The organism is Xanthomonas hyacinthi, assembly GCF_009769165.1.
In the GTDB taxonomy this organism is placed as follows: Bacteria; Pseudomonadota; Gammaproteobacteria; order Xanthomonadales; family Xanthomonadaceae; genus Xanthomonas_A; species Xanthomonas_A hyacinthi.
This window is the reverse complement of record NZ_CP043476.1, coordinates 600,641-613,516: the sequence shown is the minus strand read 5'-3', so window position 1 is coordinate 613,516 and position 12,876 is coordinate 600,641. Positions and strand designations below refer to the sequence as shown.

The following is a 12,876-nucleotide window of genomic DNA, read 5'->3' as shown; positions in this document are numbered from 1 at the left end:
GCTTTGCGCGAGGCTCCAGTGGCGGCGGCAGTAGAAACGCTGCGGGCCATGCAGGTCGTTCGAATGCTTCGGATTCCCGGGGCCAATCGTCGGCGCCGGCGAGTCAAGGAGCTCTGCAGGAATTGAACAGTCGTCCTCCGAAACTTTCTCATCATCGTTTGTCATCCGACGACGACCTCGTGATGGTGCCGGTAAACGTCTACCAGGCGGCGCGGAGTCATCCGAAAAACGCCATCAAAGACCGATTCTGGTCGGCTTATCCCATGATGGACGTTGCCGACGCCGATGCGTCACCTCCCCCCCGCAGCTTCGATATCCACGAGCGGACTACTGTGAAAGTGGCCGGCTTCAATTATCAAGTACGCAACGACGCAACGACGAGGCACCTGTACAGCACCGGGACGAGCCGGCCCGATAGGCTTGTTGTCACAGATAACATGGCGGCGTGTATCGCAATCGCCTGTGCGGCAGAAAGAATCAATCCAGGCAGCGGGAAGCGCTTGCCCGGGGCGAAGGTCCGCGTGTTTCATATCCTGCCGTTTGGCCGCCAGGACCTGGCACCGGACCAAGTATTGCAGTCCATTGCGCATTATGTGAAGGAAACGAAGGAGCAGGGCTTGACACTCCGCGTTGCCATGCACGGAGGGGATAAGACAAACCCATCGTCGGTAGACACGGCGAAGGAGCTGCGCGAGTTGTTTCTGGAACAAGGAATTCCTCTGGAATTCGATGAAACCTGTGAAAACCGCGACAATGTGGGGAAGACGCCGCTCGGCGCGGTCATCGAGAACGACCATTCAGTGCGATTTGTAACCCACCTGCGCCGATCTTCGTAACCCACCTGCGCCAATCATCGCGTGCCTATGGAGGCATGAGCGGTCGGCGCTGGCCGGCAAGCCGGTCGCGGCGATCTGCCGCGGCCCTGGCCTGGCTGCTGGCTGACGGCGGCCTGGTGCGCGAGACGCAGGTGATCGCGTGGCCGCAGGTGACGACCGATCCGAGCAATGCGGCGGCCGTTGCCAGGACGCGGACGTGGCGGTGGATGGCAATCCGATCGCCAGCCGCAAGCCGGGCGACATGCCTTGCATTGGCCGCGGTGGTGGCGAAGGCGCTGGCCTGAAATCGGCGGGAATCCCGCAATGCGGAGCTGCGGCTTCCGCGCCGCTGCGCTTTATGCTGCTGCCTCGAACCGCAACGGCTGCACGGCCAGGCTGCGCACCGGCAGCGCGGGTTCTCAGTGCCCCGACACCGCACCGGCCGGTAGCAGCTGGCCGATGTCCTGGTTGAAATGCACCACCAGTTTGCCGTTCTCCACCGCCGCCGATTCGATCTGCACGTTGCCCATCACCGCGGCCAGCGCCGGATCCAGCTTGTAGATCGGCTCCTTGCGTGCGTAGTCGTCCAGCCAGACGTTGAGCAGTTCGCGGGTGTTGGCATCGAGCCTGCCGCCGCTGGTGGCCGGGTGGAAGCCGTCGATGGTCGGCGACTGCAGGTGGAAACCGCGGGTCTGCTGCTCGTAGCGCAGCCCGCTGGTCAGCAGCACCGTGCCCAGCGCGGTCGGCGCGCCGCCGCCGGCGGCCATGCTGAGGTCGAACTGCATCTTCAGCCGATCGCCCGGCGGCAGCGACAGCTTGGGATCGCGGATGGTCATCTTCACCAGGCCGCCGAGCGCCTTGTGCGTCTGCGGGAAACTGCCATCCAGGTACTGCTGCACGTCGGCGGCGCCGACGCTGACCTGCTGGCCCTGGATCATCGGTTCGGCCTGCAGTTGCGCAGCGGCGGCGACAGTGAGCAGCGCGATAGCGCGCAAGGTCGGCAGGCGAAGCTTCATGGGCTGTGGGGCCTTGGCGGAGTCAGGGGTCCAACATAACCGCAGCGGGTGAATGCGCGATTAGCGGAAGAGGGGTGGAGGAGGAGGCAGTCCGACGTGTCAGGGACCGATCGCGTCACCCGGCTGTCGGCGCCAGCCGCGCCAGGATCGCATCCAGCGTTGGACGCAACGGTGCCAGCAATACCTGCGCCTGGCTGTCGCTGCGCTCGCTGAGTCCGCGCAACAGTTGTGTGCCGATGGTCAGCGCGGCACGCTCGTCGCCGTGCAGGCCGGGATGGCGCTGCGCCGCTTCGAGCAGGCGCATCCAGTCCTGCCGGCAGCGGGCCTCGAATTCGATGGTGCAGCGGCCTTGGCATTGCAGCCCGTCGGCCTCGATCGGGGTGACGGTGATGCGGTAGCGTTGGGAGGCGGTCATGAGCGTGCGCATGGCAGGTGGGGCACCCCAAGATAGGCCCGCTCTGCCGCTATCACGATAGGGATGGCCGCGACGCTCTGTTCCGTTCAGCGCGCGGCGCGCAGCGCAGTCGCCGGGCAGGCGAGGGCGGCGCTGCCGACATCGCACTCAGTGCGCTTGCGCTGCGGCTTGCCGCTGCAGGTGCTGCTTCAAGCCGTCGTCGATGCCGAGCTGGCGTGCCAGTTCGTCCAGGTAGCTGCGTTCCATGCAACTCTGCGCGTCGGCGGCGAGCAGGCTGGCCAGGTACATCTCCGAGGCGATTTCGCGGGTGGTCGCGGCCTGCGCCACTTCGGCCGGGTCCAGTGGCTTCTCCAGTTCCGCGTGCAGCCAGCGCTGCACGTCCGCGTCGCCGTCGAGGCGGGTGAACTGGCCTTCGATCAGCTCGCGTTCGCGGCTATCGATGTGGCCGTCGGCCTTGGCCGCGGCGATCAGCGCGCGCAGGATCGCCTGGCTGTGCTGTTCCACGTCCAGCGGCGGCAGCCGATCCAGGGTCTGCGGTTCCGGCGCGGCCGCACCGAGCTGCTGGCGCTTGTAGTCGCCGTAGGCGCGGTAGGCCAGCACCCCGAGCGCGGCCAGGCTGCCGTAGCTGGCCAGCTTGCGCGTGGTGCGGTTCTTGCCCAGCAGCAGGCCGAGCGTGCCGCCGCTCAGGAGGCCCTTGCCGAAGTCGGCGTTGAGCATGCCGCCGAGGCCGCCGCTCTTGCTGGCGGTGCCGGCGGAGGCGGACGTGCCGGTCTTGGCCATGGCCTGGCCGGCGGCGCCCTGCGCCGATTGCAGCAGTTGGTCGAGAAAGCCCTGCAGCTTCATGCACGCATTCCTGTCGAATTGAAGCACCGGTATAGCGGGCGCCGCCTTAGCGGCCTGTCAATCCGGGTGCGGGCGGCGGCGAACGCGTAAAAAAAACGAGACGGCGCGGGCCGTCTCGTCGGGTGTGCTTGCCTGGATCAGGCGACGCTGCTCAGAGCGCGGCGTCCTTGAGCTTCTTCAGCGGGCGCACCTTCAGCTTGGTGGTGGCCGGCTTGGCGGCGAACCACTGCTCTTCCTTGGTGAACGGGTTGATGCCCTTGCGCTTCGGCTTGGCCGGCACGCTGACGGCGGTGATCTTGAGCAGGCCCGGCAGGGTGAACGAACCGGCGCCCTTCTTGCTGACCGAGCCGGCCACGGTGTGCTCGAGCGAGGCCATCACCGCGCGCACGTCCTTGGCGACGACGCCGCTGGCTTCGACGATGTGGGCGACCAGCGCCGACTTGCTCAGCGCTTCCTTGATCGGCTTGGCGGCGGCCGGCTTGGCGGCGGTCTTGGTGGCTACTTTCTTCGCTGCCTTTTTCGGGGCAGCCTTTTTCGCGGTCTTTGCCATGATGTCCTGATTCCGTAAACGATGGGTGGTTGGGTCGCGCCGACCCCGTCGGCATGGCGAAATGTAGGGCATGTGCTACGCCGCGCCAATAGGCAAAGCGCAAAAAAGACGCTGAAAAAGCCTCGTGCAGCGTTTTTTTGCGCCGCAAGGGCGGATTTGGACCGGGGAAACGGCAGCGCGCTGCCGCCGGTCCTGCTTGAAGCGGGCAGGCCAGGCTGCGCTCGGGCGCTGCCGCGACGCCGCCGGCGCCGTGCGCACAGACAGCGGCGCACGCCGGCGGCAGCGCCCGCTGCGCCGCACAAGGCCGTAACGCGCGCTGCTCTATCGTGCCTGCCTCATTCACCACGGGAGTACCGCATGGGCATTTCGCGTCACGCCACCGCGCATTGGGAAGGCGATCTGAAGAGCGGCAAGGGCCAGCTGAGCACGCCGCAGAGCGGGCTGCTGGAGAACACCCGCTATGCGTTCAGCAGCCGCTTCGGCGACGAGAAGGGCACCAATCCGGAAGAACTGATCGCCGCCGCGCATGCCGGCTGCTTCACCATGGCGCTGTCGGCCAGGCTCAGCGAGGCGGGCTTCCCGCCGACCGCGCTGGACACCCGCGCCGAGGTCGATCTGTCGATGGAAGGCGGTCCGCAGGTGTCGCAGATCCGGCTCAAGGTCAAGGCCGTGGTCCCGAACATCGAGGCCGCGCAGTTCCGCGCGCTGGCCGACGATGCCAAGCAGAACTGCCCGGTGTCCAAGGCGCTGAGCGCGGTGCCGATCAGCCTGGAGGCGGAACTGGGCTGAGCGCCCGGCCTGGCGCGCGCCGCCAGGCTGCCGCTTCCAAACGGCATCGGGCCGCGCCTGCGCGACGGGCAGGCGCGGCTTCTTCGCGCGATGCGATGGGAGCGGTTCGGGTTCGCCCGCATCCGGCAACAGCTGTCGCCGCGCTAAACAGGCGCCGCCGAGCGGTCCCGATTCAGTCTTGTTTCACCGGCGCGGACCGAGCATGCGGTTGCGCGATCCACGCGCCTGGAATCTTCGCCATGAACAAGCTCTCGACCCGTGTTCTGACCGCTGCGCTCGCCGTGGGCGTGGTCGGCTCCGCCGCTGCGCAGGACTATGGCCGCTACGACGATTATCGCGACCGTGGCTATCCGGGCAGCGGCAGCTACGAGTACGCCCGCGTGGTCCGCGCCGACCCGATCCTGGTGCATGTGCGCGGCCCGCGCGAGACCACCGAGCGCTGCTACGAACGTCCGGCCTCCGGCGGGTATGTGGAGAACGGCTACGGCGGCGGCTACTACAACGACGGCTATCGCGGCACCGACGGCGGGCGCAGCGCAGCCACCGTGGTCGGCGGCATCGCCGGCGCGCTGCTGGGCAGCCGCGTCGGCGGCGGCAGCGGCCGCTTCGTCGGCACCGCGGTCGGCACCATGGTCGGCGGCCTGGCCGGGCGTTCGATCTACGACAGCAACGCGCGGACCACGGTGCAGACCGGCTCGGTCAGCGTCTGCGAACCGGTCGCCTACCGCAACGACAGCTACGACCGGGTGGACGGCTACGACGTGACTTACGAATACGGCGGCCGCTACTACCACACCCGCAGCGCGCAGCCCCCGGGCGACCGCATCCGGGTCCGTGTGGACGTGCTGCCCGACTGATCGGCACCGACGCCTCGCATGAGGCGTCCGCGACAGCCGGCCGCGTCGCCATGACGGCCGCGGCCGGCCAATGACCGCCAAGGGCGCCTGCCTCCGCCGATACGGACAGGCGCTTCCTCTTCAACTCAGCGCCAGTCGATGGATCCGTCGATCACCGTCTGCACCTGGCCGCCGGACCAGACCTCGCCGGCGTTGTCCACGCTCAGGGTCAGCAAGGCATCGTGGCCGACCTCGCGGCCCTGGCTGACCACGTAGCGGCCGTCGCGGCCGGGCAGGACGGCGCGATGGTCCAGCCACGCCGCGAGGACCGCGTTGGCAGCGCCCGACGCCGCGTCCTCGAAGCGGCGGCCGTTGCCGACGAACGCGCGCACCGCGAGGTCGTAGGTCTGGCCGCTGGCCCGTGCGTAGGCGAACACGCCCATGCTGGCGCTGCTTTCGGCCAGCGCGGCGATGGCGTCCCAGTCCGGCGCCAGGCCGCGCAGCGCGGCCTCGTCGGCGATCTCGAGCAGCCACCAGCAGCGGCCGCCGTCCATGCGCACCGGCGGCTGCGCGCCCAGCGGCCAGCCGGCCAATGCGGCGGCCAGGCGCGGATCGGCGGCGTCGGCGATCTCGGCCACCTGCGCGCGCGGGGTGCGGACGGCGATGCTGCGCACGCCGCCGTCCACCTCCACCCGCAACGGCAGCAGCCCGGCAATGCCTTCCTGCACCAGCACGCCGTCGCTGGGCACGGCGATGCCGGCCTGCAGCACCGCGTGCGCGGTGCCGACGCTGGGATGGCCGGCGAACGGCACCTCCTTGTGCGGACTGAACATGCGGATGCCGTAGCTGGCGCCGGGCTGGGTGGCTGGGAATACGAAGGTGGTCTCCGGCAGCCGCGTCCAGCGCGCGATCGCCTGCATGGCGGCCGCGTCCAGGCCCTGCGCATCCAGCACCACCGCCAGCGGATTGCCGGCACCGGGGCGCGGGGAGAACACATCCAGTTGCAGGAAACGGCGCGTGGTCATGGCGGGGCACTTGAAGGCGGGGGCGCGCAGCTTAGCAATCGAGGCGCGTGCGCGATGCGGGGCCGGCGCATGGCGGGCGTTGCCGGCAAGCGCCAGGAGCGCTGCGCTTGGCATAGAATCGCAGGTTCCGCCCGGCGTTCCGGGCCTCTTTCCCTCCACCAGACCCCACAACGAAATGTCCTCTTCCCCCCACGTCGATCGCTGGATCGTCCTCAAGTTCGGCGGCACCTCGGTGTCGCGTCGTCATCGCTGGGACACGATCGGGACGCTGGCGAAAAAACGCGCGGAGGAAACCGGCGCGCGGGTGCTGGTGGTGGTGTCGGCGCTGTCGGGGGTGACCAACGAGCTGACCGCGATCGCCGACGGCAGCGCCGACAGCGCGCAGCGCGTGGCCGCGCTGGAGCAGCGCCACCGCGACTTCCTGGGCGAGCTGGAGCTGGATGCGGAACGCGTGCTCGGCGAACGCCTGGCGGCGCTGCGCGGGTTGCTGGACGATGCGCGCGCGGCCAGCCGCACGCTGGACTGGCAGGCCGAGGTGCTGGGCCAGGGCGAGTTGCTGTCCTCGACGCTGGGCGCGGCCTATCTGCGCGCCAGCGGCCTGGATTTCGGCTGGATGGACGCGCGCCAGTGGCTGGATGCGTTGCCGCCGCAGCCAAACCAGAGCGAGTGGTCCAAGCGCCTGTCGGTGTCGTGCCAGTGGCAATCCGACACCGCCTGGCGCGAGCGCTTCGTCGCCCAGCCGGCGCGGATGCTGATCACCCAGGGCTTCATTTCGCGGCACCAGGACGGCGGCACCGCGATCCTCGGCCGCGGCGGTTCGGACACCTCGGCGGCGTACTTCGGCGCGCTGCTCGGCGCCAGCCGCGTGGAGATCTGGACCGACGTGCCGGGCATGTTCAGCGCCAATCCGCGCGAAGTGCCGGATGCGCGCCTGCTGACCCGGCTGGATTATTACGAAGCGCAGGAAATCGCCACCACCGGCGCCAAGGTGCTGCACCCGCGCTCGATCAAGCCGTGCCGCGACGGCGGCGTGCCGATGGCGATCCTGGACACCGAGCGCCCCGAACTGCCCGGCACCAGCATCGACGGCAATGCGCGCACCGTGCCCGGAGTCAAGGCGATCAGCCGCCGCAACGGCATCGTGCTGGTGTCGATGGAAGGCATCGGCATGTGGCAGCAGGTCGGCTTCCTGGCCGACGTGTTCGCGCGCTTCGCCAAGCACGGCCTGTCGGTGGATCTGATCGGTTCGGCCGAGACCAACGTCACCGTGTCGCTGGATCCCAGCGAGAACCTGGTCAACACCGACGTGCTGGCGGCGCTGTCGGCCGACCTGGCGGAGATCTGCCGGGTCAAGATCATCGTGCCGTGCGCGGCGATCACCCTGGTCGGGCGCGGCATGCGCTCGCTGCTGCACAAGCTCTCGGACGTGTGGGCCACGTTCGGCAAGGAGCGCGTGCACATGATCTCGCAGTCGTCCAACGATCTGAACCTGACCTTCGTCATCGACGAGGCCGATGCCGACGGCCTGTTGCCGATCCTGCACGCCGAGCTGATCGACAGCGGCGCGATGCCGGTGGAGGAGACCGAGGTGTTCGGCCCGCGCTGGCGCGAGATCACCGGCAGCGTGCGCGCGCGGCCCACGCCGTGGTGGCATGCCGAGCGCGAGCACCTGCTGCGCCTGGCCGACGCCGGCACGCCGCGCTATGTCTACCATCTGCCGACGCTGCGCGAGCGCGCCCGCGCGCTCAAGGCGATCGCGCCGATCGACCAGCGCTACTACGCGATCAAGGCCAATTCGCATCCGGCGATCCTGGAGGCATTGGTCGCCGAAGACTTCGGCCTGGAATGCGTGTCGCACGGCGAACTGCGCCGGGTGTTCGACACCTTGCCGGAGCTGTCGCCGCGGCGCGTGCTGTTCACCCCCAGCTTCGCGCCGAATGCCGAGTACGAAGCCGCGTTCGCGCTGGGCGTGACCGTCACCGTCGACAACGTCGAGCTGCTGCAGCGCTGGCCGGAACTGTTCCGCGGCCGCAGCCTGTGGCTGCGCATCGACCTGGGCCATGGCGACGGCCACCACGAGAAGGTCAACACCGGCGGCAAGGCCTCCAAGTTCGGGCTGTCGGCGACGCGGGTGGACGAATTCGCCGAGGCCGCGCGTGCGCTGGACATCCGCATCGTCGGGTTGCATGCGCACCTGGGCAGTGGCGTGGAGACCGCGCAGCACTGGCGGCGCATGTGCGACGAACTGGCCGGCTTCGCGCGCCGCATCGGCAGCGTGGAAGTCATCGACATCGGCGGCGGCCTGCCGATTCCGTACAGCGCCGACGACGAGCCGTTCGATCTGGATGCCTGGGCGCAGGGCCTGGCCGAGGCCAAGGCGGTGCACCCGGCGTTCCGCCTGGCGATCGAACCGGGCCGTTACCTGGTCGCCGAATGCGGCGTGCTGCTGACCCGCGCCACCCAGGTGGTCGAGAAGGACGGCATCCGCCGCGTTGGCCTGGATGCGGGCATGAACGCGCTGGTGCGCCCGGCGCTGTACGACGCCTGGCACGACGTGGCCAACCTGAGCCGCCTGGATCGCGAGGCCGATGCGGTGTTCGACGTGGTCGGGCCGATCTGCGAATCCAGCGACGTGTTCGGCAAGCGCCGCCGCCTGCCCGCCGCCACCGCGGCCGACGACGTGATGCTGATCGCCGATGCCGGCGCCTACGGCTATGCGATGGCCAGCACCTACAACCAGCGCGAACTGCCGCGGGAGGACGTGATCGATGCGCCTGCCGCCTGAGACCCGCCCTCTTGCGCCGCCGCGCGCACCGCGACCGGTTCGCCGCGCTTCGGCGCGAATGCCGCTGCGCCCGCTTCCGGATATGCCATGACCGCTTTCGACAAACAGCAGATCACCACCTTCCGCTTCGTGCGTTGCGCGTTCGCCGCCGACAGCGGCGTCGCGCGCCTGGTCTATGCCTTCGACCAGGGCCCGGAGCTGGTGGAGACGATCACCGTGCCCGGCGCGCCGTTCGTGCTGGATGCGGCGCGCGCGCAGGCGCTGCAGCACGCGCTGCGCCTGCTGCACCTGATCGCCGGGGTCAGCTATTACAAGGCCGCGGTGCCGCCGCAGATCGCCATCGACGACTATGCGATCGACGCCGAGACCGCCGCGCTGCTGGACAGCGTGTACCTGCACGGGCTGGGCGAGTTCGCCTACCGCAACGGCCTGGACCTGCGCGAGCGGATCCGCTTTCCGGCGACCGCGGCCAACGAGCAGGGTGCTGCGGCGCTGGGCCTGCGTGCGCACGCGCTGGTCGCGATCGGCGGCGGCAAGGATTCGCTGGTCAGCATCGAGGCCTTGCGCGCGGCCGGGGTGGAGCAGACCGTGGCCTGGATCGGCGGCTCGCAGCTGATCCGCGCCTGCGCCGAGCGCACCGCGCTGCCGAGCTTGAACATCGGCCGCGCGCTGGCGCCGGAGCTGTTCGAACTGAACCGGCAGGGCGCGTGGAACGGGCATATCCCGGTGACCGCGGTGAACTCGGCGATCCTGGTGTTCGCCGCGCTGCTGCACGACGCCGGCCAGGTGGTGTTCTCCAACGAGCATTCGGCCAGTTACGGCAGCCAGATCATCGCCGCTGACGGCAGCGGCACCGCCGAGGTCAACCACCAGTGGTCCAAGGGCTGGGCGTTCGAGCAGGCGTTCGGCGCGCACGTGCAGCGCTACGTGGCCGCGGACCTGCGCTACTACTCGCTGCTGCGCCCGCTGTCGGAACTGGCGGTGGCGCGGCAGTTCGCCAAGAACGATCATTACGACGCGCATTTCTCCAGCTGCAACCGCAATTTCCACATCCTCGGCGAGCGCCCGGCACACCGCTGGTGCGGGGTGTGCCCGAAATGCCATTTCGTGTTCCTGGCGCTGGCCCCGTTCATGCCGAAGACGCGGCTGGTGCGGATCTTCGGCCGCAACCTGCTCGACGACGCGGCGCAGGCGCCGGGCTTCGATGCGCTGCTGGAATTCCAGGACCACAAGCCGTTCGAATGCGTCGGCGAGGGCCGCGAATCGCGTGCGGCGATGGCCACGCTGGCCGCGCGCGCGGAATGGAAGGAAGACGCGCTGGTGGCGCGTTTCATCCGCGAGATCCAGCCGCAGCTGGAGGCCGGCGACCTGCGCGTGGAACCGCTACTGGCGCTGGACACGCAGCACCGCATTCCGGCCGAGCTGTGGGAACGCGTGCGTGCGAATTTCGCAGCTTGAGGGGTTGCGCGTGGCGCTATGGGGTTGGGGCCGCGAGGGGCGGGCGGCGTATCGCGCGTTGCGCGATCGGGAATGGGGAATCGGGAATGGGGAATCGGCTGCGCCGCTGCCGCTGACCGTGTTCTGTTCGGTTGAAGAAGCGGCTTCGCTCGCCGCGCTCGACGATCCTGCGCTGCGCGTGGAGACCGAGGCCAGCGCCGAGCGCCTGGCCGCGTTCGACGTGGTCGTCAAGTCGCCGGGAATCAGTCCGTATCGGCCCGAGGCGCAGGCCGCCGCGGCGGCCGGCACGCGCTTTCTCGGCGGCACCGCGCTGTGGTTCGCCGAGCGGGCGGGCGCCGATGGCGTGGTGGCGGGCAGCGTCTGCATCACCGGCACCAAGGGCAAGAGCACCAGCACCGCGTTGCTGGCGCATCTGCTGCGCGCCGGCGGCCATCGCACCGGCCTGGTCGGCAATATCGGCCTGCCGCTGCTGGAAGTGCTGGCGCCGCCGCAGCCGCCGGACTACTGGGCGATCGAATTGTCCAGCTACCAGACCGGCGAGGTGGCGCGCAGTGGCGCGCGGCCGCAGTTGGCGCTGGTGCTGAACCTGTTCCCGGAACATCTGGATTGGCATGGCAGCCAGGCGCGCTACGTCGAGGACAAGCTGGCGCTGGTGACCCGGGCGCGGCCGCGCAGCGCCCTGCTCAACGCCGCCGATCCGCAGCTGGCGGCGCTGGCGCTGCCCGACAGCGAGGTGCGCTGGTTCAATCGCGAAGACGGCTGGCACATGCGCGGCGATGTGGTGCATCGCGGCGAGGTGGCGGTGTTCGACAGCGCGCAGGTGCCGCTGCCGGGCCGGCACAACCGCGGCAACCTGTGCGCGGTGCTGGCGGCGATCGAGGCGCTGGGCCTGGACGCGGCGGCGCTGGCGCCGGCCGCGGCGCAGTTCCGGCCGCTGCCGAACCGGCTGCAGACGCTGGGCGTGCGCGACGGCGTGGCCTACGTCAACGATTCGATCAGCACCACGCCGCACGCCACGCTGGCGGCGCTGGAGTGCTTCCGCGGGCGCCGCATCGCGCTGCTGGTCGGCGGCCACGACCGCGGCCTGGACTGGCAGGACTTCGCCGCGGCGATGCGCCACGGCGCGCCGCTGGAGATCGTCACCATGGCCGGCAACGGCCCCCGCATCCACGCGCTGCTGGCGCCGCTGGCCGCGGCCGGCGGCTTCGGCCTGCACGCCGCCGCGGACCTGCCGGCGGCGGTGGCATTGGCGCGTGCGGCGCTGGGCGAGGGCGGCGGCGTGGTGCTGCTGTCGCCGGGCGCGCCCAGCTTCGGCGCCTACCGCGACTACGTGGCGCGCGGCCGTCATTTCGCCGAACTGGCCGGGTTCGACCCGGAGGCGATCAGCGCGATCCCGGGGCTGGGCATCGCCTGAGCTATTTGCTCGCGCATTGGGTTGGCGCGCACGCCGCCTGGCCGGCGCTGCGCTTAGACTGCCGGCTGGTTCCGATGGGAGAGACGCGATGCGCACTCGTTCGATGCGGTGGATCGGCGTGCTGGGCCTGGCCTTGGCGCTGCCGTTGCCGGCGCTGGCCGCGATGCAGGCCAAGCCGGTGGAATGGAAGGTCGGCAAGGACAGTTTCAGCGGCGTGCTGGTCTACGACGATGAAGACCACGACAAGCGCCCGGGCCTGGTGATGGTGCCGAACTGGCGCGGGGTCAACGCCTCGGCGATCGACAAAGCCAAGCAGCTCGCCGGCGACGATTACGTGGTGCTGTTGGCCGACGTCTACGGCAAGGGCAAGCGCCCGGCCAACGATACCGAGGCCGGGCAGTTCGCCGGTGCGCTGAAGAAGGATCCGCCGACGCTGCGCGCGCGTGCATTGAAGGCGGTCGAAGTGCTGAAGGCGCAGGCCGGCAAGGCGCCGCTGGACGCCTCGCGGATCGGCGCGGTCGGCTTCTGCTTCGGCGGCAGCACCGTGCTGGAACTGGTCCGCGCCGGCGCGCCGTTGGCCGGCGTGGTCAGCCTGCACGGCGGCCTGGCCACGCCGGCGCCGGCCGCTGCCGGCAGCGCGAAGACGCCGCTGCTGGTGCTCAACGGCGCCGACGACAAGAGCGTGAGCCGCGAGGACATCGCCGCCTTCGAGCAGGAAATGAACGGCGCCGGCGCCGACTGGCAGTTCGTCAACTTCAGCGGCGCGGTGCATTGCTTCGCCGAGGCCGATGCCAACAGCCCGCCGGGCTGCCAGTACAATCCGCGCGCGGCCAAGCGTGCCTATCGCATGCTGCACGATTTCTTCGAGGAGCGGTTTGGTGAGTAGCCGGGATTGGGGATTCGGGATGGGGGATTCGTAAAAGCGCGACC

At 69.7% G+C, this 12,876-nt stretch carries 13 protein-coding genes; 8 read left to right on the top strand and 5 right to left on the bottom strand.

The window, feature by feature from the left end; all coding sequences use genetic code 11:
- The first annotated feature begins 122 nt into the window (after positions 1–122).
- Together xopAF and FZ025_RS02795 are read left to right on the top strand one after the other, a co-directional pair.
- Positions 123–836 (top strand): XopAF/AvrXv3 family type III secretion system effector, encoded by a 714-nt coding sequence (xopAF, locus tag FZ025_RS02800; RefSeq protein ID WP_244292447.1) that lies wholly within the window; start codon positions 123–125, stop codon positions 834–836.
- Positions 837–871: 35 nt separating this feature from the next.
- The gene (locus FZ025_RS02795) at positions 872–1,120 is read left to right on the top strand and encodes a hypothetical protein (RefSeq protein WP_053057225.1); all 249 of its coding nucleotides are present in this window, start codon (positions 872–874) and stop codon (positions 1,118–1,120) included.
- A gap of 114 nt (positions 1,121–1,234) precedes the next feature.
- Here FZ025_RS02795 and FZ025_RS02790 read toward each other — a convergent pair whose 3' ends face one another.
- The 4 genes from FZ025_RS02790 to FZ025_RS02775 form a co-directional block, all read right to left on the bottom strand.
- Complete coding sequence (locus FZ025_RS02790; protein WP_046979092.1) at positions 1,235–1,831, bottom strand: DUF1439 domain-containing protein; 597 nt, start codon at positions 1,829–1,831, stop codon at positions 1,235–1,237.
- Between the two features lie 115 nt (positions 1,832–1,946).
- Positions 1,947–2,246, bottom strand: coding sequence for a DUF3861 family protein (locus FZ025_RS02785; RefSeq protein ID WP_046979098.1), 300 nt, complete (start codon positions 2,244–2,246; stop codon positions 1,947–1,949).
- Between the two features lie 147 nt (positions 2,247–2,393).
- On the bottom strand, positions 2,394–3,089 hold the full coding sequence (locus FZ025_RS02780; protein WP_046979093.1) for a tellurite resistance TerB family protein: 696 nt from the start codon (positions 3,087–3,089) through the stop codon (positions 2,394–2,396).
- A gap of 151 nt (positions 3,090–3,240) precedes the next feature.
- Positions 3,241–3,639, bottom strand: coding sequence for an HU family DNA-binding protein (locus tag FZ025_RS02775; protein WP_046979094.1), 399 nt, complete (start codon positions 3,637–3,639; stop codon positions 3,241–3,243).
- Between the two features lie 357 nt (positions 3,640–3,996).
- On the opposite strand from FZ025_RS02775, the gene FZ025_RS02770 reads away from it, so the two are divergent.
- Both FZ025_RS02770 and FZ025_RS02765 read left to right on the top strand, forming a co-directional pair.
- Complete coding sequence (locus FZ025_RS02770; RefSeq protein ID WP_046979095.1) at positions 3,997–4,428, top strand: OsmC family protein; 432 nt, start codon at positions 3,997–3,999, stop codon at positions 4,426–4,428.
- A gap of 239 nt (positions 4,429–4,667) precedes the next feature.
- Positions 4,668–5,285 carry a glycine zipper 2TM domain-containing protein gene (locus FZ025_RS02765; protein WP_104558923.1) on the top strand — a complete coding sequence of 206 codons (618 nt, stop codon included), beginning with the start codon at positions 4,668–4,670 and terminating at the stop codon, positions 5,283–5,285.
- A gap of 125 nt (positions 5,286–5,410) precedes the next feature.
- Here the strand turns inward: FZ025_RS02765 and FZ025_RS02760 are convergent, their stop codons facing one another.
- A complete protein-coding gene (locus tag FZ025_RS02760) occupies positions 5,411–6,289 on the bottom strand; it encodes a PhzF family phenazine biosynthesis protein (RefSeq protein WP_046979099.1) in 879 nt (292 codons plus the stop codon).
- Between the two features lie 175 nt (positions 6,290–6,464).
- Here FZ025_RS02760 and FZ025_RS02755 point away from each other — a divergent pair, with 175 nt between their 5' ends.
- From FZ025_RS02755 to FZ025_RS02740, 4 genes are all read left to right on the top strand, one after another.
- Positions 6,465–9,074 (top strand): bifunctional aspartate kinase/diaminopimelate decarboxylase, encoded by a 2,610-nt coding sequence (locus FZ025_RS02755; RefSeq protein ID WP_104558922.1) that lies wholly within the window; start codon positions 6,465–6,467, stop codon positions 9,072–9,074.
- Between the two features lie 87 nt (positions 9,075–9,161).
- Complete coding sequence (gene murL, locus FZ025_RS02750; protein ID WP_104558921.1) at positions 9,162–10,532, top strand: UDP-N-acetyl-alpha-D-muramoyl-L-alanyl-L-glutamate epimerase; 1,371 nt, start codon at positions 9,162–9,164, stop codon at positions 10,530–10,532.
- Positions 10,513–11,946, top strand: coding sequence for a UDP-N-acetylmuramoyl-L-alanine--D-glutamate ligase (gene murD / locus FZ025_RS02745; RefSeq protein WP_104558920.1), 1,434 nt, complete (start codon positions 10,513–10,515; stop codon positions 11,944–11,946). Before murL ends, murD begins: the two co-directional genes overlap by 20 nt.
- An 88-nt stretch (positions 11,947–12,034) precedes the next feature.
- The gene (locus tag FZ025_RS02740) at positions 12,035–12,832 is read left to right on the top strand and encodes a dienelactone hydrolase family protein (protein WP_046979153.1); all 798 of its coding nucleotides are present in this window, start codon (positions 12,035–12,037) and stop codon (positions 12,830–12,832) included.
- Positions 12,833–12,876 lie beyond the last annotated feature (44 nt).